Raw genomic sequence first — 17,119 nt, forward strand, 5'->3', positions numbered from 1 at the left:
TACCCGGCCGGATAAGCTCCGTGGCCATGAGTCAAGTGAGCACCTCGTCACCGCTCCCCTCCGTGGTGGACGAGTTGTGGGAGCGCCGCTCGGAGCTGTCGCCCGCCGACGCCGAGGCGCGTCACCTGGTGGTCGGCGCGGTCGACCTGCTCGACAAGGGCGAGGCCAGGGTCGCCCGGGTGGTGGGCGACGAGGTGGTCGTGGACGAGCGGGCCAAACGCGCCATCCTGCTCAGCTTCAAGGTGCTGGGCCTGGCTCGCTCGCAGGTGGGCGACTTCCAGCACCATGACCGGCATCCGCTGAAGAGCTCGTTCGACGGCGTGCGGGTGGTGCCGGGGGCGATCGCGCGCTGGGGCTCCTACCTGGCGCCGGGCGTGGTGCTCATGCCGTCGTTCACGAACATCGGCGCGTACGTGGACGCGGGCACGATGGTGGACACCTGGGCCACGGTCGGCTCGTGCGCCCAGATCGGCAAGAACGTGCACCTGTCCGGCGGCGTGGGCATCGGCGGCGTGCTGGAGCCGCCCAACGCCGTGCCCGTCGTGATCGAGGACGACGTGCTGATCGGCAGCCGGTCGATGGTCGTCGACGGCGCCAGGGTCGGGCAGGGCGCGGTGGTCGGCGCGGGCACGATCCTGTCCGCGTCCATGCCGGTGATCGACACCGAGACGGGTGAGGAGCTGGCCCGCGGGCAGATCCCCCCGTGGTGCGTGGCCGTGACGGGCACGCGGATGAAGGAGTTCCCCGGAGGCACGTTCGGCCTGCCGTGCGTGCTGGTGATCAAGCGGCTGGAGCCGGGGCGGCGGCACGACAAGGCGGCGATCAACGAGACGCTGCGCGCACATGGGGTGAACACCTGATGCTGGACCTGACCCAGGACGTACGCGACCTGACCGCCGCGATCGTGGACATCGAGTCGGTGAGCGGCGCTGAGCGGGCGCTGGCCGACGAGGTCGAGCGGGCGCTGTCGGCGCTGCCGCACCTCAAGGTGACCCGGTCGGGCGAGACGGTGGTGGCCCGCACCGAGCAGGGGCACTCCGAGCGCGTGCTGATCGCGGGCCACCTCGACACCGTCCCCACCGCGGGCAACCTGCCCAGCAGGGTCGAGGGCGACCTGCTGTACGGGTGCGGCACCTCCGACATGAAGGCCGGCGTGGCCGTCGCGCTCAAGCTGGCCGCCACCGTGCCCGCGCCCGACAAGGACGTCACCTACGTCTTCTACGACTGCGAGGAGGTCGAGGCCGAGCGCAACGGCCTGACCAGGGTCGCCAGGGACCATCCCGGATGGCTGGCGGCCGACTTCGCGGTCCTGATGGAGCCCACGGACGGCGTGATCGAGGGCGGCTGCCAGGGCACGCTGCGCGCCGAGGTCACGGTGACCGGCAAGCGGGCCCACAGCGCGCGCTCGTGGTTCGGGGTCAACGCCATCCACGGGATCGAGCCGGTGCTGGCCAGGCTGAACGCGTACGAGCCGCGGCGGCCGGTGGTCGACGGCCTGGAGTACCACGAGGGGCTGAACGCGGTCGGCGTGGTCGGCGGGGTCGCCGGCAACGTCATCCCCGACCTGTGCGTGGTGACGGTCAACTACCGCTTCGCGCCCGACCTGTCGATCGAGGACGCCGAGGAGCACGTACGCGAGGTGTTCGACGGGTTCGCGGTGAGCGTCGTGGACGCCGCGCCCGCGGCCAGGCCGGGGCTGACGCATCCGGTGGCGGCGGCCTTCACCGCGGCCGTCGGCGGCACGCCGCGCGCCAAGCTGGGCTGGACGGACGTCGCCCGCTTCTCCGCGCTGGGAGTCCCCGCCGTCAACTACGGCCCCGGAGACCCGAATCTCGCGCACCAGCAGGGCGAGTACGTGTCGCTGCCGAAGATCGTGGACAGCGAGCGGGCGATGCTCGACTGGCTGACAAAATGAAAGTGGCCTTCCTCGCCGGCCATTTGGCGGGGAAGACCACTTTCAGTCCCGAGCAGCACCCTCATGCGGTTAGACGCGAGGGAGTCGAAATTCGGTTCCACGCTTCTTTCAAGATTTTTTAGGCCGCTGTTCTACCCGTGCTACCTGCGGATTCGCCCTCAGGGGGCAGTCTAGGCACTCGGAGGGGCAGGAGGACGGGCGCGAAACGGCCGTCCGAGAGAGGGGCTAGCGTGATCCACATGGAACACAATCGTCGGGAACGCCGCCAGGGGCAGGCCGTCGTCAGGGGGAGCCTCGTCCCCAGCTCCACCCACGACCAGCGCCTGCTGGCCCGCCAGGGGCCGTCCGACTGGGTGCACATGGACCCGTGGCGGGTGCTGCGCATCCAGTCGGAGTTCGTCGAAGGCTTCGGCCAGCTCGCCGAGCTGCCGCAGGCCGTCACCGTCTTCGGCTCCGCCCGTACCGCGCCCGACTCGCCCGAATACGAGATGGGCCGGGCGCTCGGCCGGTCGCTGGCCGAGGCCGGCTACGCCGTGATCACCGGCGGCGGGCCGGGCGTCATGGAGTCGGTGAACCGGGGCGCGCGCGACGTCGAGGGCGCGGTGTCGGTCGGGCTGGGCATCGAGCTGCCCTTCGAGCAGCGCATGAACGACTACGTCGACCTGGGCATCGAGTTCCGCTACTTCTTCGTGCGCAAGACGATGTTCGTCAAGTACTCCTGCGGCTTCATCGCCCTGCCCGGCGGCTTCGGCACGCTGGACGAGCTGTTCGAGGCGCTCACGCTGGTGCAGACCCGCAAGGTCACCTCGTTCCCCGTGGTGCTGATGGGCTCGGAGTTCTGGGGCGGGCTGCTCGACTGGATCAAGGGTTCGCTGCTGAGCACCGGGAAGATCGCGCCGCAGGACCTCGACCTGATCAGCGTCACCGACGACGTCAGCGAGGCCGTACACCTCATCGCGGACGCCGATCTGGCCAGGCCCAAGCAGCGCGAGGACGAGGCGGAGGCCACCGCGGCCCAGACCGCCGAGCCCCAATAGGGTTTGACGACGTGAACATCTGCGTCTTCTGCGCCTCCAGCCTGGCCATCGACAAGAAGTACATCGAGCTGGCCGCGAGCGTGGGCACCGAGCTCGCCAAGCGCGGCCACACGCTGGTGAGCGGCGGCGGCTCGGTCTCGTGCATGGGTGCCGTCACCGCGGCGGCCCGCGCCGCCGGCGGCCGCACGGTCGGGGTGATCCCGCAGGTCCTGGTGGACATGGAGGTGGCCGACGAGGAGTCGGACGAGCTGATCGTCACCGAGGACATGCGCGAGCGCAAGGGCGTCATGGACGCCCGCTCCGACGCCTTCCTCGTGCTGCCGGGCGGCATCGGGACGCTGGAGGAGCTCTTCGAGATCTGGACGGCGCGGGTGCTCGGCATCCACGACCGTCCGCTGGTGCTTCTCGACCCGTGGGGCCTGTACGGCCCGCTCAGGAAGCTCGTCGAGGGCATGTACGACGAGGGTTTCACCCGTCCCGACGTCTTCGACGCGATCTCCTGGACCTCCACCGTCGACGAGGCGTTCGCCGCGCTCGAATCGCGCGCGCAGCCGGTCCGGCCCAGCGTCGCCGAGCTGGGCGAGGCGACCGGCTGACCTGGGCAGGAGCCGTTCTCCGGCGGTACGCGCGGAATGCACGACTTGCGGTGGAGCGCAGAATGTGGCCCACCGTGTGAGTACGATGCCAATGTGCTGGTCATACTCGCCATCGCCGCCATCGCCATCTTGGCCTGCGTGGTCCTGGTCTCCCTGGGCAGGGGCGGTGAGCTGACCGAGTTCCCGCCCGACGTGCCGCCGCTCGACCTGCCCGAGGCCGGTCATCTCACGGCGGTCGACTTCATGGCGCTGCAACTGCCGGTCAACCTGGTCGGCTACCACACGCAGAGCGTCGACGAGACCCTGCGCCGCGCCGCCGGCGCCATCAGCGCGCGTGACACCCGGATCGCGGTGCTGGAGCAGCGCGTCTCCGAGCTGCTGTCCAGCCGCCTGCACGCGCGGCAGGAGATCTACGCCTCGCCCGGGGCGGGGCCGCGCACCGAGCACGAGCCCGAGGCCCCCGCCACGCCGCGCGAGCTGCCCGACTCGGGCGACCCGGTGTCGGCCAGCGGCGCCTCGGTCGACTGGGACGGCGGCGCGGAGCTGGCGCACCTGCCGGAGGAGCCGGAGTGGCGCGTGCCGCAGCCCGGCGACGCCGAGCAGGCGCCCAACGGCAAGGTCGCGGGCGAGACCGCCGACCCGCCCGCCGGAGAGGCGAGGGCCGAGGGCGAGCCCGAGACGGAAGACACGCCGGAAGCCGAGGGGGAGGGCCAGGACGCGTCGAAGGCGGCGGACGGGGAGAAGCCCAAGATCTCGGCCGCCAAGGAGGGTGACGAGCGCCCGTGACCGAGCCGATCCGCTGCACCTGGGCGGGCATGGCCGACCCCATGTACCTGGCCTACCACGACGAGGAGTGGGGCCGCCCGGTCAGGGGCGACGACGCGGTCTTCGAGCGGGTGTCGCTGGAGGCGTTCCAGTCCGGCCTGTCGTGGCTGACGATCCTGCGCAAGCGGGAGAACTTCCGCGCCGCCTTCGACCGCTTCTCGATCCCGAAGGTGGCCGCGTACACCGAGCAGGACGTCGAGCGCCTGCTCGGCGACGCCGGCATCATCCGCAACCGGGCCAAGATCGAGGCGGCGATCGCCAACGCCAGGGCCGCGCTCGACCTGCCCGGCGGCCTGTCGGAGCTGGTGTGGCGGCACGCCGACCCCGGCGCGCCGGTGCCGAGGACGATGGCCGACGTGCCCGCCGTCACGCCCGGCTCGAAGGCGCTGGCCAAGGAGCTGAAGAAGCGCGGCTTCCGGTTCGTCGGCCCGACCACGGCCTACGCGCTGATGCAGGCCATCGGCCTGGTCAACGACCATCTCGAGGACTGCGTGGCCCGTAGTCGGTGAGCTCCACGCTGTGGGAGCGCCCCAGCGACCCGCCGGTTCTCACCACGATGACGGGTCTCTTGCCGGTCCGCACCGTGACCGTGTCGTCGGCGCGGACGATCCCGCCCACCGCGTGATCCAGCGTGACCGTGATGACGTCCGCCGTCCTGGCCGGGTCGGCCACGGCCAGCACGAGCCGCCGGCTCGCCCGGCGCACCATCACCAGGCACGGCTGGTCCACGCTCACGATCCACGCGCTGCCCGGGCTCCAGAACGTGGCCCCGAACAGCGCCCGCGTCTCCACCGCCTGCAACTCGGGCGTGTTGGACAGCACCCGCGCGGGACGGGCGCCACGGTAGGAGCGGGTCCGCTCGCGGGTGGCGTTGGGCAGCAGCACGTACGCGTAGCGGGCGTCCAGCGGGTCCACGCCATGGTCCAGCCAGAACGTCACGTAGCGGCGCGTGACAGCCTCGAAGGCGCCCGCGGTGTCGTCGCCCGTGTTGATGTCGCGCCAGCGGCCCGTACGCGTCTCCACGAGCGTCCTGGCGCCCTCGAACACGTAGCCGCCCGTCCCCGGCAGGTGCGCCCAGCCGTCGCCGAGGTGCGGCTCGGCGGTGGTGGCGCGGTTCTCGATCACGGTCTCGATCGCCCGGCCGTCGGAGCTGGAGATGCCGCTGCCCAGCGCCACCACGGCCGATTCGAGGCAGAACCACGACTTGCGCGCCCGCAGGCTCACCCCGTCGCCGACCAGCTCCATGGCGCTGACGCCGTACAGGCCGTCGAGCACCACCCCGCCCGCCCACGCGCTGGGCGGCCGGTGCACGCGGAAGTCGAGGTCCTCGCGCTCGCGCGGGTCCACCGTGATCCCCGGCAGCCGGTACGGGTTCACCGTCGGCCAGAAGTCCCGCCCGTAGTGGCCCTGGTCGCCGGTGTAGAGGTAGGTCATGCCGTCTCCGGTGTACCAGCCGTGCCGGTTCTCGCCGTTGATCGCCTCGTACGCGGCGGTCCGCTGCGACGACATGCTGATCGCCACCGCCCACCCCGGCCGCCGGTGCACGACCCGGTCCATCGAGGGGAACACGAAGTGCCCGTCGGGCCCGGTCGCTGCCTCGATCGTCTTGTCGTCCAGCACCTCGACCGCCCGCCGGGTCTCCGCCACGCTCGCGTGCTCCAGGTAGGGCAGCGCCTTGCCACGCTCGATCCAGCCCTTGGCCAGCTCCCTGAACCGGCTCCGGTACGGCTCGGGCGCGCTGCGCGCCAGCAGCAGCACCGCCCCGGTGGCCCCGTGGCCCGCCACGCTGTCGGGGAACGCCTGCCTGCTGGCCGCCCGGCCCCTGACGGTGTCCATGAGCAGCCCGTCGTGGATGAACGGCGCGAAGGAGCGTTCCACGGCGTCCAGCACCACCTGCCGCCCCGGGTCGGAGATCTCCCAGGGCGAGCCGTGCAGCAGCGCCACGGTCTCGGCGACCGCGATGAGCAGGGAGAGCCCGTACGAGCCCGTGTAGGCCACCACGGCGTGCTGGATGAACGAGCCGTCGCGGTGGAAGCCGTCGCCCGAGTCGACGTAGCCGAACACGCTGTGCCGCCCGCCGTCGCGTACGTCCGAGAGCCCGTCGCGGGCCAGCGCCAGCTTGTCCGCGCGGCGCCCCGCCACGCCGCGGAAGGCGACGATCGCGGCCTTGTCGGCCCGGTTGGCGCCGCTCTCGCTGGCGTCCGGCCAGCCGGCGCGGCGGTCGGCGTCCGGGCAGAACCGGTCGATCGCCCCGAGGTAGGCCGCCAGCCGGGCCGGGTCGAGCCGGTCGCCGAGCAGCACGCATGCGCGGCTCAGCTCGGCGGGCGTGCCGATCTCCCAGAACCACCAGTTGCCGGTCTCGGGCAGCCGCTCGTTGTAGTGCCGCTCGTACAGCAGGTCGAGTGCCTCGATCACCTTCGCCGCCACGGCGTCGTCGCCGTGCTGGGCGGTGCCCGGCGTGGCCCAGGCGGTCGCGATGGCGCGCAGCCGCCCGTAGCTGCCCGTCACGTGCCCTGGCCGGCCTTCGAGCGGGAGGTCGGGCCAGATCAGGCCGGGCACCATCTGGGCCAGCCAGGTGGCCGCCCGCTCGCTCAGCGCGGCCAGCGGCCGGGCGTGGACCGGGTCGGCGATGTCGAGGTCCCCGCCGGTGAGGAGGGTCACGGCGGTCGTGCGTAGTGCCTCGAAGTCGTGCTCGGCAGGCGATCGCGAGGCGTCGGAAGAGCGCATGCCGCCAGCTTGGCCCATGGGAGCGTGGTCGATCAGTTACTCGGCGTTGAAGGTCGGCATCTCTTTCGCGAGGAAGGCTCTGGTGGCGTTCAGGTGATCGCTGGTCGCGGCGCAGCTGTCCTGCATGTCGGCCTCCATGGCCAGCGCGTCGGGCAGCGCGTGCGTCGCGGCGTAGGCCAGGGCCCGCTTCGTGGCGGCGTAGGCCAGGGTGGGGCCGCTCGCCAGGCGTACGGCGAGCTCGTGGGCGGCCTTCAGCACGTCGCCCGCCGGGACCACGCGGGTGACCAGGCCCAGCTCCAGCGCGCGGGTCGCGTCGAGCGGCTCGCCGAGCAGCATCAGCTCCGCGGCGCGGCCCGCGCCGACCAGGCGCTGCAGCGTCCACGACGCGCCCGAGTCGGGCGCCAGGCCGATGCCGGCGAACGCCAGCGCGAACTTGGCGCGGTCGGAGGCCACCCGCAGGTCGCAGGCGAAGGCCAGCGACGCGCCCGCGCCCGCCGCCACGCCGTTGACCGCGGCCACCACCGGCTTCGGCATCGTGGCGATCAGCTCCACGATGGGGTTGTAGTGCTCGCGCACCGTGCCCGCCAGCCCGCGGCCCGCCTCCAGGTTCGCGGCGTGCTCGCGCAGGTCCTGGCCCGCGCAGAAGGCCCGCCCCGAGCCGGTGAGCAGCACGGCACGCACGCCGCGGTCGCCGGCGGCCCGCCGCAGCGCGTCGAGCAGGGCCCGCTTGACCTCGACGGTCAGCGAGTTCATGGCGTCGGGGCGGTCGAGCGTGATGGTGGCGACGGCGTCTGCCAGGTCGTAGCGGATCACGTCACAACTCCTTGTCGACGAACGCGGCGGCCGCGGGCAGCAGCCTGGCGGCCTCCTGCTCGAAGTACGCCCTGGCCTTCTCGCCCGGCCAGCCCGCGGGCAGCAGCTCGGGCGGCAGGCCGGGGTCGCGGAACAGGAAGTTGCGCCAGCCGTGCACGAGCCGGCTGCGCGTGGCGAACACCTGGTCGGGCGGGGCTCCTTCGGGCAGCGTGCTGATCAGCGTGACAGCTTCGGCGTGCCAGTGCTCGTACGCCTCGCCGATGGCGGCCAGATCCCAGGCCCTGGCGACGAGCTCGCGCGGGTCGCCCTCCAGCGCCGCGTCGAACCTGTCGGCCCGCACCCCCTCGCCTTCGAGCAGGTTGTCCAGCTCGATCGACGAGCGCGGGCCGATCCAGGTGGTCTCCGACAGCGACGCGTACCCCAGGAACGTCAGGTCGGCCCGCAGCCGCTCCCGGCGCGGGCGCTCCTTCACCGGCTCGAAGACGATCACGTGCCAGCGGCCGTGCCAGGTGAGTGTCCCGGCTCGGTAAATTCTCAACGCGGCCTCATCCAGCCGCCTGACACACTTGGGAGTCAGCCCGTAGCCCGCCCCCTGAGGGAGCCGCAGCGGCCGCAGCCACCCCTGCCGGACCATGCGCGAAACCGCCGTGCGGACCGCTGGAGCGGCGATGTCCAGGGGTTTCATCAGCCGGACGAGCGCGGCGACGGACGCCTGGCCACCGCGCGAGCGCAGGTGGTCTCCGTAGAGGTCGAACAGAGCGGCGCGAGCGTGCACGAAGTCCAGTTTGGACGTCATCGCACGCCTCGACAACGCATTCTGGGAGGAGATCGTTACCCATGAGGGCTCTCGATGCGGGAGAATAGGACATCACAGAAGACGTGAATGCGCCGACCACCCCCTCGGGAGGTCGGAAATCGCGGGCCGCGGGAGCCCAAGGCAGGAAGGGATGCACGCATGGCGGCGATGAAGCCGCGGACCGGCGATGGTCCGCTCGAGGTCACCAAGGAAGGGCGCGGCATTGTCATGCGGGTCCCCCTGGAGGGTGGCGGCCGGCTCGTCGTGGAGATCTCCGCCGACGAGGCGAAGGCGCTCGGCGAGGCGTTGAAGAACGTCGTCGGCTGAGCGCTCCCGAGAGACACAACTTGTTCCACGACCCTGGCGTAGAGCGGCGCCAGGGTCGCTGACGTTCGAGGAGAGATTTTCCGTGCCGATTGAGACCACTGCGACGGTGGTCGCCGACGTTCCCGACGACGCCGAGCTGCTGGCCGTGCCCTACGCCTCAGACCTCGACCCGGGGGTCGAGCTGCCCCTGCCGGTGTCCGACCTGCTGGCCCACTACGAGGCCAAGGGCGCGGCGGGCGAGATCGTCGAGGTTCCGGTGGCACGGGCCGGCGGCGTGGGCCGGATCCTGCTGTACGGCGTGGGCGACGGCTCGCCCAAGGCCCTGCGCACCGCGGCCGCGGGGCTGACCAGGAAGGCCAAGGGCCGCGACACGCTGACCGTGGTGACGCCCGACGGCGACGTCACGCCGTTCGTGGAGGCGGCGCTGCTGGCCGCGTACACGTTCAGGATCGGCGGTGCCGGCAAGAAGCCCGTGCGCGCGCTGGCGTTCTCCGGGGCGGACGAGGAGCAGGTGCGGCGCGCGGAGACCGTGGCGCGGGCGGTGGCGCTCGCCCGCGACCTGGCCAACACGCCCTCCTCCGTCAAGAACCCCGCCTGGCTGGCCGAGCGGGCCGCCGAGAGCGGCCTGCCGGTCAAGGTGTGGGACGAGGAGCGGCTGCGGGCCGATGGGTTCGGCGGCATCCTCGCCGTCGGCAGGGGCTCGGCCAGCCCGCCCCGGCTCATCCAGCTCTCCTACACGCCCGAGGAGCCGGCTGACCGGCACGTCGTGCTGGTGGGCAAGGGCATCACGTTCGACTCGGGCGGGCTGTCGCTCAAGCCGACGGCCAACATGAAGTTCCAGAAGACCGACATGGCCGGCGGGGCCGTCGTCATCGCCGTGCTCGGCGCGCTGGCCGCGCTGAAGGCGCCCGTACGCGTCACCGGCCTGATCGCGGCGGCCGAGAACATGCCCTCGGGCACCTCCCAGCGGCCCAGCGACGTGATCACGCACTACGGCGGGCGCACGGTCGAGGTGCTCAACACCGACGCCGAGGGCCGCCTGGTGCTGGCCGACGCGCTCGCCTACGCCGACGCCGAGCTCGACCCCGACACGGTCGTGGACATCGCCACGCTCACCGGGGCGATCACGGTGGCGCTCGGGCCGCACGTCGGCGCCGTCTACGCCTCCGACGACGTGCTGGCCAAGCAGCTCGTGGAGGCGGGGCAGGCCGCCGACGACCGGCTGTGGCGGATGCCGCTGATCGAGGACTACACGCCCGCGCTGGAGTCGTCGATCGCCGATCTGGCCAACGTCGAGTCCGGGTCCACGTTCGGGGCGGGCTCGATCACCGCGGCGCTGTTCCTGCGGGAGTTCGCGGGCGAGCGGCCGTGGGCGCACCTCGACATCGCCGGTGTCGGGCGCAGCACGGCGGACGAGGGCGTGCTGAGCAAGGGCGCCACGGGCTTCGGCGTACGGCTGCTCCTGGAGTGGCTGACCCGGGGCTAGCGCTCTGGAGCGGCCGCTCGGGGCTCGTGCTGGAGAGGGGCAGCCGCGCCGCGGCTAGTCGCTGATCTTGAGGGCGGCCAGCAGGCCGTCGCCCAGCGGCATCAGCACCGAGCGCAGCCGCTCGTCCGACTGCACCAGCTTGCCCACCTCGCGCAGCGTCACCGTCTCCGGGTCGCGCTGCGCGGGGTCGGCCACGCGGTTGTGCCACAACATGTTGTCGAAGGCCACGATGCCGCCCACGCGCAGCAGGCGGACCGCCTCGGCCAGGTAGTCGGCGTACTCGTGCTTGGCGCCGTCGGCGAACACCATGTCGTAGCCGCCGTCGGACAGCCGCGGCAGTACGTCGAGCCCCCGGCCGGAGATCAGCCGCACCCGGCTGCCGGAGAAGCCGGCCTCCGTGAACGCCTGCCTGGCCAGCCGCTGGTGCTCGGGCTCGACGTCCACGCTCGTCAGCGTCCCGTCCGTACGCATGCCGCGCAGCAGCCACAGCCCTGAGACCCCGCAGCCCGTGCCGATCTCGACGACGGACTTGGCGTTGACGGCGGTCGCGAGGAAACACAGCGCCGCCCCGGCCCCGGGAAGGACGGGCGTCGCACCCATCTCCAGCCCGCGCTGCCGCGCCGCGTGCAGGATCTCATCCTCGTGATGGAACTGCTCCGCATAGGCCAGAGTGGCCTCCACCGGAGTGGTCATCGGCCTCCTCCCCCCACTTTCGTGCGATTGGTCCGCGAGATAGGCACCGATCGCAGCCTAGGGGAGACACGGCAGGACGGGAACTCAGGAGGGACCTAAGGCGTTGCAGGTTTAAACGGGCTTTGCCGGTCCGGAAGGCAGGCAGTGCGCACGAAGGGACGAAACCAGGCACTATGACGGTAGCGGTGGTCCCAGAGAGAGGAGTTCTGGTGGACGAAAGCGACCACCAGACCGATAGTCCCGTGTCGTCTGATTGGACTCCTCCGACGTGGGAGGAGGTCGTGCGGACGCACTCCGCACGCGTGTATCGGCTGGCGTACCGGCTGACCGGCAATGTCCACGATGCCGAAGACCTCACGCAGGAGGTCTTTGTCCGGGTTTTCAGGTCGCTGTCGAGCTACACCCCCGGCACGTTCGAGGGGTGGCTGCACCGGATCACGACCAACCTGTTCCTCGACATGGCGCGGCGCAAGCAGCGCATCAGGTTCGAGGGGCTCGCCGACGACGCGGCCGAGCGGCTGCGCGGTCGTGAGCCGTCTCCGGCGCAGGCGTTCGACGACGCCCACCTGGAGCCCGACATCCAGGCCGCCCTCGACGCGCTCGCCCCCGAGTTCCGGGCCGCGATCGTGCTGTGCGACATCGAGGGCCTGTCTTACGAGGAGATCGCGGCCACGCTCGGCGTCAAGCTGGGTACGGTCCGAAGCCGTATTCACCGTGGCCGGGCGCAGTTGCGGGAGGCGCTCGACCATCGAGCCCCCCGTAATTCTCAACTCCCCCCGACCGTGATCCGTGGGGAGGAAGTCTGATATGTCCCATCTTGGAGAGCGTGTTTCCGCGCTGGTAGACGGAGAGCTCAACCACACCGAGCGCGAGCGCGCGCTCGCGCACCTGACTTTCTGTGCTGACTGCAGGCGCGAGGTCGAGTCGGTGCGGGCGCTGAAGTCGCGCCTGCGCTCGCTCGAGACCCCCGCCATGCCGGCGGACCTGACCATGTCGCTGCTCCGGATGGCGGAGCCGGGCGGGCCGCTGCCGCCGAGGGAGCGCCCTTTCCCCACGCGTACGTTCGGGGGGGTGCCCATCCCCGGGCCGCACACCATCGCGCCCCTGGACAACCGCCCGCGCAGGGCCGCCACTGGTGGAGCCTCGGGTCCTGGCCGCGGTGGTAGGAGGCGTTCGGCGTACGTGGCGGTCGGGGTGGTCTCGGCGGCCGTGGCGATCGGCACCTTCTTCGCGACCACCGGCATCGGCCAGAACAATCCGGCCCCGCCGGTTGAACTGTTCCAGCAGCAGGCCCGTACTACGCCTACGAACGGCTCTTCGACCGCCACGCCTTGACCGGGTCATGCCGGGGAGCAAACGGTTGGCGTAGTCGGCGGCGCGCGGGGCATACGATCTGGGTTCGGGAATTGTCACAAGCAAGTCCTGACAAAACCTTTATAGCCCTCGTATGCCGCAAGAGCGAGGATTGCGGTGGCCGAGCCAAGGAGTGGTGAGACTTAGATGACCGACGAGACGCGGTCCACCGAGGGACGCACGCCGTCGGACTCCCCCGAGCCACAGGGGCGGCCGGACTTCCTACCCGCTGACGACAGGCCCGGACAGGAAGGCAGGCGGCCGGAGCCGCCTGCCTCGTTCGGCACCACGTGGGGCGACCCCTCCGGGCGTCCCGAGGCCTATGGCTCGCCGCCGTACGAGTCGCGCTCGTACGAACCGTCCTACGGACCCTCGTACGGCCCCTCGCACGGTGACGCCTCGCCCTCGAACGGCTCCTCCTACGGCACGCCCGGTCCCGGCCAGGACAACCGCGCCCAGACCGGCCCCCAGACCGGCCCCCAGACCGGGCCCCAGACCGGGCCCCAGTACGGCGCGCCCTCGTTCGGCCCGCCCGACGGCGGCAGCCGGCCCTCCTTCGGCTCCCCGGACGGCGGCAGCCGGGGTGGCGAGGGTCCTTCCTTCGGACCGCCCGACGGCGGTAACCGGATCGGCGACGGGCCCTCCTTCGGGCCGCCCGACGCGACGACCCGCTCCTACGACAGCCCTTCCTTCGGCCCCCCCGAGGGCGGCGCGCGGCCCGACAACGGCACGCGCGCCTACGACAGCCCGTTCTTCGGCTCGCCGGACGGCGGCGCCCGTTCCTACGAGGGGCCCCCGTTCGGCGGTTCGCCCACTTACGGCGGGCCGGCCCAGCCGCCGCCTCCCCGCCAGCCACTCGGGATGGGCCCCGGCTGGGCGCCACCACCTCCTGGCGGTGCCGGCGCCGCCAGGCGAGGCCCGGGCACCGGCTTCCTGATCTCCATGGCCGTGGTCATCGCCCTGCTGGCCTCGGTGGTCGGCAGCGTGAGCACGTACCTGCTGACCAAGCCCAGCGGCGCCAACGACCCCTCCTACAGCCTCGGCCCGCTCCCGACCGGAGCCACCAACCGCGAGCCCGACTCGGTGGCGGGCGTGGCCGCGCGGGTACTGCCCAGCGTCGTCTCGCTGGAGGTCGGCAACGGCAGCAACACCGAGGGCGCGTCCGGGTCCGGCTTCCTGATCAAGAACGGTTACGTGGTCACGAACAACCACGTGGTCGCGCTGGCCGCCAACGGCGGCGAGATCCGGATCGTGTTCAACAACCGCAAGACCACCACGGCCCGCATCGTCGGCCGCGACCCGGGCTCGGACCTGGCGGTGGTCAAGCCGGAGGAGACGTTCGGCACGCCGGAGATCACCCTCGGCAACTCCGATCAGGTGGTGGTCGGAGACCCGGTCATCGCGATCGGCTCCCCGCTGGGCCTGACCGGCACGGTCACGACCGGCATCGTCAGCTCGCTCAACCGCCCGGTCATCGCCGGCGACGAGACGGGCACCAGCTCGGAGGAGCCGGCCTACATCAGCGCGATCCAGACCGACGCCGCCATCAACCCGGGCAACTCCGGCGGCCCGCTGGTGAACGGCAGGGGCGAGGTCGTGGGCGTGAACTCGGCCATCGCCACGCTGGGGCGTTCGATGAGCAGCCAGAGCGGCAGCATCGGCCTCGGCTTCGCGATCCCGGTCAACCAGACGCGGCGGGTGGCCGAAGAGCTGATCACGACGGGCAAGGCCAAGCGACCCAAGATCGGCATCGTGCTCGACAAGGACTACCGGGGTCAGGGCGTCCGCATCGCCTCGGAGCCCGCCGGCGGGCAGCAGCCGGTCACCAAGGGCGGGCCTGCCGACCAGGCGGGGCTGCAGGCCGGTGACGTGATCCTGGAGATCGACGGGCTGGCCCTGCAGGACGGGAACGAGCTGATCGCCCTGATCCGGAGCAAGACGCCCGGCTCGAAGATCAACATCAAGTACCAGCGGGCGGGGCAGGAACGCAACGCCACGCTCACGGTGGTCGCCGAGGACGAGCCCACCCCCTCACCCTCCTGACACCGACCGCCTTCCTTCCTTCCTGACCGCGCCGCAGCGGGCTCCCGGGCCCTGCAGCGGCGCGGTTGCTTTCCGGGCCCAGGAGGCCGGCCACGCACGGCCGGGCCGGACGCCTTGCGCCTTGTCCCGCGCCCGATCCCGCGCTCCATGCCCTGCTCTGCGCCTCGCCCTGCGCTGCGCCCCGCGCCGCCCTGCGCCGCGCTCCCGCGCCGCACCCTGCGCCCCGCGCTCGTGCGTGGTTGGTCCGTCATGGAGCGTCGGTCGGTGGCGCATGGTCGGGTTGGGCGCCGTGCGCGTTGCGCCGAGCTGCACCGTACAACGTCTCGCCGACCCGGCGCTGGGTGACGGCCCGTCGCGGCTTGGCCCACGTCACGTCCTCCCGCCCTGCGCCGCAGTGCCGTGCCGCCGTGCCGTGCCGCCGTGCCGTGCCGCCGTGCCGTGCCGCCGTGCCGTGCCGCCGTGCCGCCGTGCCGTGCCGCCGTGCCGCCGTGCCGTGCCGCCGCGTCGCAGTGCCGTGCCGCTGTGCCGCAGTGCCGTGCCGTGCCGCCGCGTCGCCGTGCCGTCCCGTGTCGCGACGCCTGCTGGGGCGTCGTGTGTCGCGTGCCCTGCGCTGTCGTCCTGGGCCGACGCACCGGGGGGTGTTCGGGAGGGGCGGGTGGATGATATGACCCGGAGGAGACGACCGACCTACCCGATGGAGCCCTTAGTCTGTGGATAGGCCGGGGTTGTCCTCGGAGAGGTTTGACTGCGGTAGGAGCTCACGGTGTTCGGACTCGGGTGGATGGAGGTCGGCGCGCTGATCGTGATCGCGCTGCTCGTCTTCGGTCCAGAAAGACTGCCGCAGGCCGCCGCGCAGGCGGGTAAGACGCTGCGCAACCTGCGCCGGATGGCCAACAACGCGCGTGACGACCTGCGTGCGGGCCTGGGCCCGGAGTTCCAGAACTTCGACCCCGCCGACCTCAACCCGCGTAACTTCGTCCGCAAGCACCTCCTCGACGACCTAGAGGACGACTGGAACGACAACAAGCGGCCCGAGCTGGAGCCGGTCGCCGCGTCGGCTCCGTACGGGGCTGAGCCGGTCGATGAGCTCGGTTTCGGGGAACTGCCGCCCTACGACTCCGAAGCGACCTGACAAAGCCGTACATCGCCGTACAGAGAGCATGAAAGAGCCCCCTCCGAAGCCGGGAGGCGACGGAGAGGGCTCAGGGCGAGGACTGGACGGTCAGCGGCGCGGGGCGAGGCCGAGCTGGAGGCCCTTCAGGCTGGAGGAGCGCTTGCTCAGGCCGTCCGCGATCTTCTTGAGCTCGGCGGCGGCCGGCGAGTCGGGGTCGGTGAGGACCAGCGGCTTGCCCTCGTCACCGCCCTCGCGCAGCCGCATGTCGATCGGCACCTGGCCGAGCAGCGGGACGCGTGCCCCCAGCGTACGGGTCAGCGCGTCGGCCACCGTCTGGCCGCCGCCCTCGCCGAAGACGGCGATGCGCTCGTCGCAGTGGGGGCAGGGCAGCCACGCCATGTTCTCGATGACGCCGGCTATCTGCTGGTGGGTCTGGGCGGCGATCGAACCGGCCCGCTCGGCCACCTCGGCGGCGGCCATCTGCGGCGTGGTCACGACGAGGATCTCCGCCCCCGGCAGCCGCTGGGCCACCGAGATGGCGATGTCGCCCGTGCCCGGGGGCAGGTCGAGCAGGAGCACGTCGAGGTCGCCCCAGTAGACGTCGGCCAGGAACTGGTGGAGCGCCCGGTCGAGCATGGGCCCGCGCCAGACCACCGGCGTGTTGCCCGGCGGCTTGAACATCCCCACCGAGATGACCTTGATGTCGTGGGCCACCGGCGGCATGATCATGTCCTCGACCTTGGTGGGCCGCTCGGCGGCGCCCAGCATGCGAGGGATGCTGTGACCGTAGATGTCGGCGTCGACGATGCCGACCTTGAGGCCACTGGCGGCCATGGCGGCGGCGAGGTTGACCGTGACGGACGACTTGCCCACCCCGCCCTTGCCGCTGGCCACCGCGAACACGCGGGTCAGCGAGCCCGGCTGGTTGAACGGGATCTCCTTCTCCGGCCCGCGGTCGCCGCGCAGCTTGGTCTGCAGCGTCTTGCGCTGCTCGGCGCTCATGACGTCGAGTTCGATCTGGACGGCGGTCACACCTTCGACCTTGGAGACGGCGGTAGTGACATCGCGGCTGATCGTGTCCTTCATCGGACATCCGGCCACGGTGAGGTACACGCCTACGCGCACCGCCCCGTCGGGAGCGATCTCGATGTTCTTGACCATGTCGAGGTCCGTGATCGGGCGACGGATCTCGGGGTCGATGACGGTGGACAGGGCCGCCGTCACCAGTTCCTGGGTTGGTGCCATCGAAGTCTCGGCACGAGGGAGTGCCGTCCCTCCTTAGTCGGTCTATGTGGGACAGGCGCAGGACGCCAGCGAGGATGCCCCTCCATGGTATGAACCGAAGCCCGCGCTGGGTTAATCCGCACTGTTAGATGTCTGTGCAACAACGTCTA

At 71.7% G+C, this 17,119-nt stretch carries 17 protein-coding genes; 12 read left to right on the forward strand and 5 right to left on the reverse strand.

From position 1 onward, the window contains the following. Positions 1-26 precede the first annotated feature (26 nt). From AB0I79_RS25680 to AB0I79_RS25705, 6 genes are all read left to right on the forward strand, one after another. On the forward strand, positions 27-860 hold the full coding sequence (locus AB0I79_RS25680) for a 2,3,4,5-tetrahydropyridine-2,6-dicarboxylate N-succinyltransferase (protein ID WP_357877171.1): 834 nt from the start codon (positions 27-29) through the stop codon (positions 858-860). Continuing rightward, the gene (gene dapE / locus AB0I79_RS25685; protein WP_357877174.1) at positions 860-1,915 is read left to right on the forward strand and encodes a succinyl-diaminopimelate desuccinylase; all 1,056 of its coding nucleotides are present in this window, start codon (positions 860-862) and stop codon (positions 1,913-1,915) included. Before AB0I79_RS25680 ends, dapE begins: the two co-directional genes overlap by 1 nt. Before the next feature lie 239 nt (positions 1,916-2,154). Continuing rightward, positions 2,155-2,952 (forward strand): TIGR00730 family Rossman fold protein, encoded by a 798-nt coding sequence (locus AB0I79_RS25690; RefSeq protein ID WP_357877177.1) that lies wholly within the window; start codon positions 2,155-2,157, stop codon positions 2,950-2,952. Positions 2,953-2,963: 11 nt separating this feature from the next. Beyond that, complete coding sequence (locus AB0I79_RS25695; protein WP_357877180.1) at positions 2,964-3,548, forward strand: TIGR00730 family Rossman fold protein; 585 nt, start codon at positions 2,964-2,966, stop codon at positions 3,546-3,548. Between the two features lie 93 nt (positions 3,549-3,641). Then, complete coding sequence (locus AB0I79_RS25700) at positions 3,642-4,334, forward strand: hypothetical protein (RefSeq protein ID WP_357877183.1); 693 nt, start codon at positions 3,642-3,644, stop codon at positions 4,332-4,334. 29 nt (positions 4,335-4,363) lie between these two features. Further along, positions 4,364-4,882, forward strand: a complete 519-nt coding sequence (locus tag AB0I79_RS25705; RefSeq protein ID WP_357877442.1) for a DNA-3-methyladenine glycosylase I — start codon at positions 4,364-4,366, stop codon at positions 4,880-4,882. Here the strand turns inward: AB0I79_RS25705 and AB0I79_RS25710 are convergent. From AB0I79_RS25710 to AB0I79_RS25720, 3 genes are read right to left on the reverse strand one after another with little or no spacing between them, the layout of a single operon-like run. Next, on the reverse strand, positions 4,842-7,100 hold the full coding sequence (locus AB0I79_RS25710; RefSeq protein ID WP_357877186.1) for a polysaccharide lyase 8 family protein: 2,259 nt from the start codon (positions 7,098-7,100) through the stop codon (positions 4,842-4,844). The two genes, AB0I79_RS25705 and AB0I79_RS25710, sit on opposite strands and share 41 nt — an antisense overlap. 36 nt (positions 7,101-7,136) lie before the next feature. Continuing rightward, a complete protein-coding gene (locus AB0I79_RS25715) occupies positions 7,137-7,913 on the reverse strand; it encodes an enoyl-CoA hydratase-related protein (RefSeq protein WP_357877189.1) in 777 nt (258 codons plus the stop codon). Position 7,914: 1 nt separating this feature from the next. Further along, entirely contained in the window at positions 7,915-8,709 is a 795-nt protein-coding gene (locus AB0I79_RS25720) for a PaaX family transcriptional regulator C-terminal domain-containing protein (protein ID WP_357877192.1), read from the reverse strand. A gap of 159 nt (positions 8,710-8,868) precedes the next feature. On the opposite strand from AB0I79_RS25720, the gene AB0I79_RS25725 reads away from it, so the two are divergent. Next, positions 8,869-9,036: a DUF3117 domain-containing protein gene (locus tag AB0I79_RS25725; protein ID WP_020545024.1), complete on the forward strand. Its 168-nt coding sequence runs from the start codon at positions 8,869-8,871 to the stop codon at positions 9,034-9,036. Positions 9,037-9,118: 82 nt separating this feature from the next. Further along, complete coding sequence (locus tag AB0I79_RS25730; RefSeq protein WP_357877195.1) at positions 9,119-10,522, forward strand: leucyl aminopeptidase; 1,404 nt, start codon at positions 9,119-9,121, stop codon at positions 10,520-10,522. Between the two features lie 54 nt (positions 10,523-10,576). Here the strand turns inward: AB0I79_RS25730 and AB0I79_RS25735 are convergent, their stop codons facing one another. Next, a complete protein-coding gene (locus tag AB0I79_RS25735; protein WP_357877198.1) occupies positions 10,577-11,215 on the reverse strand; it encodes an O-methyltransferase in 639 nt (212 codons plus the stop codon). 173 nt (positions 11,216-11,388) lie between these two features. Between AB0I79_RS25735 and sigE the strand changes: the two genes are divergently transcribed. From sigE to AB0I79_RS25755, 4 genes are all read left to right on the forward strand, one after another. Then, complete coding sequence (sigE, locus tag AB0I79_RS25740) at positions 11,389-12,021, forward strand: RNA polymerase sigma factor SigE (protein ID WP_357877201.1); 633 nt, start codon at positions 11,389-11,391, stop codon at positions 12,019-12,021. A 1-nt stretch (position 12,022) separates the two neighbouring features. Then, the gene (locus AB0I79_RS25745) at positions 12,023-12,550 is read left to right on the forward strand and encodes a zf-HC2 domain-containing protein (protein ID WP_357877204.1); all 528 of its coding nucleotides are present in this window, start codon (positions 12,023-12,025) and stop codon (positions 12,548-12,550) included. Between the two features lie 165 nt (positions 12,551-12,715). Continuing rightward, positions 12,716-14,611, forward strand: coding sequence for a trypsin-like peptidase domain-containing protein (locus tag AB0I79_RS25750; protein WP_357877207.1), 1,896 nt, complete (start codon positions 12,716-12,718; stop codon positions 14,609-14,611). Between the two features lie 763 nt (positions 14,612-15,374). Beyond that, positions 15,375-15,743 carry a sec-independent translocase gene (locus tag AB0I79_RS25755; RefSeq protein WP_357877210.1) on the forward strand — a complete coding sequence of 123 codons (369 nt, stop codon included), beginning with the start codon at positions 15,375-15,377 and terminating at the stop codon, positions 15,741-15,743. A 90-nt stretch (positions 15,744-15,833) separates the two neighbouring features. Here AB0I79_RS25755 and AB0I79_RS25760 read toward each other — a convergent pair whose 3' ends face one another. After that, positions 15,834-16,970, reverse strand: a complete 1,137-nt coding sequence (locus tag AB0I79_RS25760) for a P-loop NTPase (RefSeq protein ID WP_357877213.1) — start codon at positions 16,968-16,970, stop codon at positions 15,834-15,836. Positions 16,971-17,119 lie beyond the last annotated feature (149 nt).

Source organism: Nonomuraea sp. NPDC050202 (genome assembly GCF_040656115.1).
Taxonomy (GTDB): Bacteria; Actinomycetota; Actinomycetes; order Streptosporangiales; family Streptosporangiaceae; genus Nonomuraea.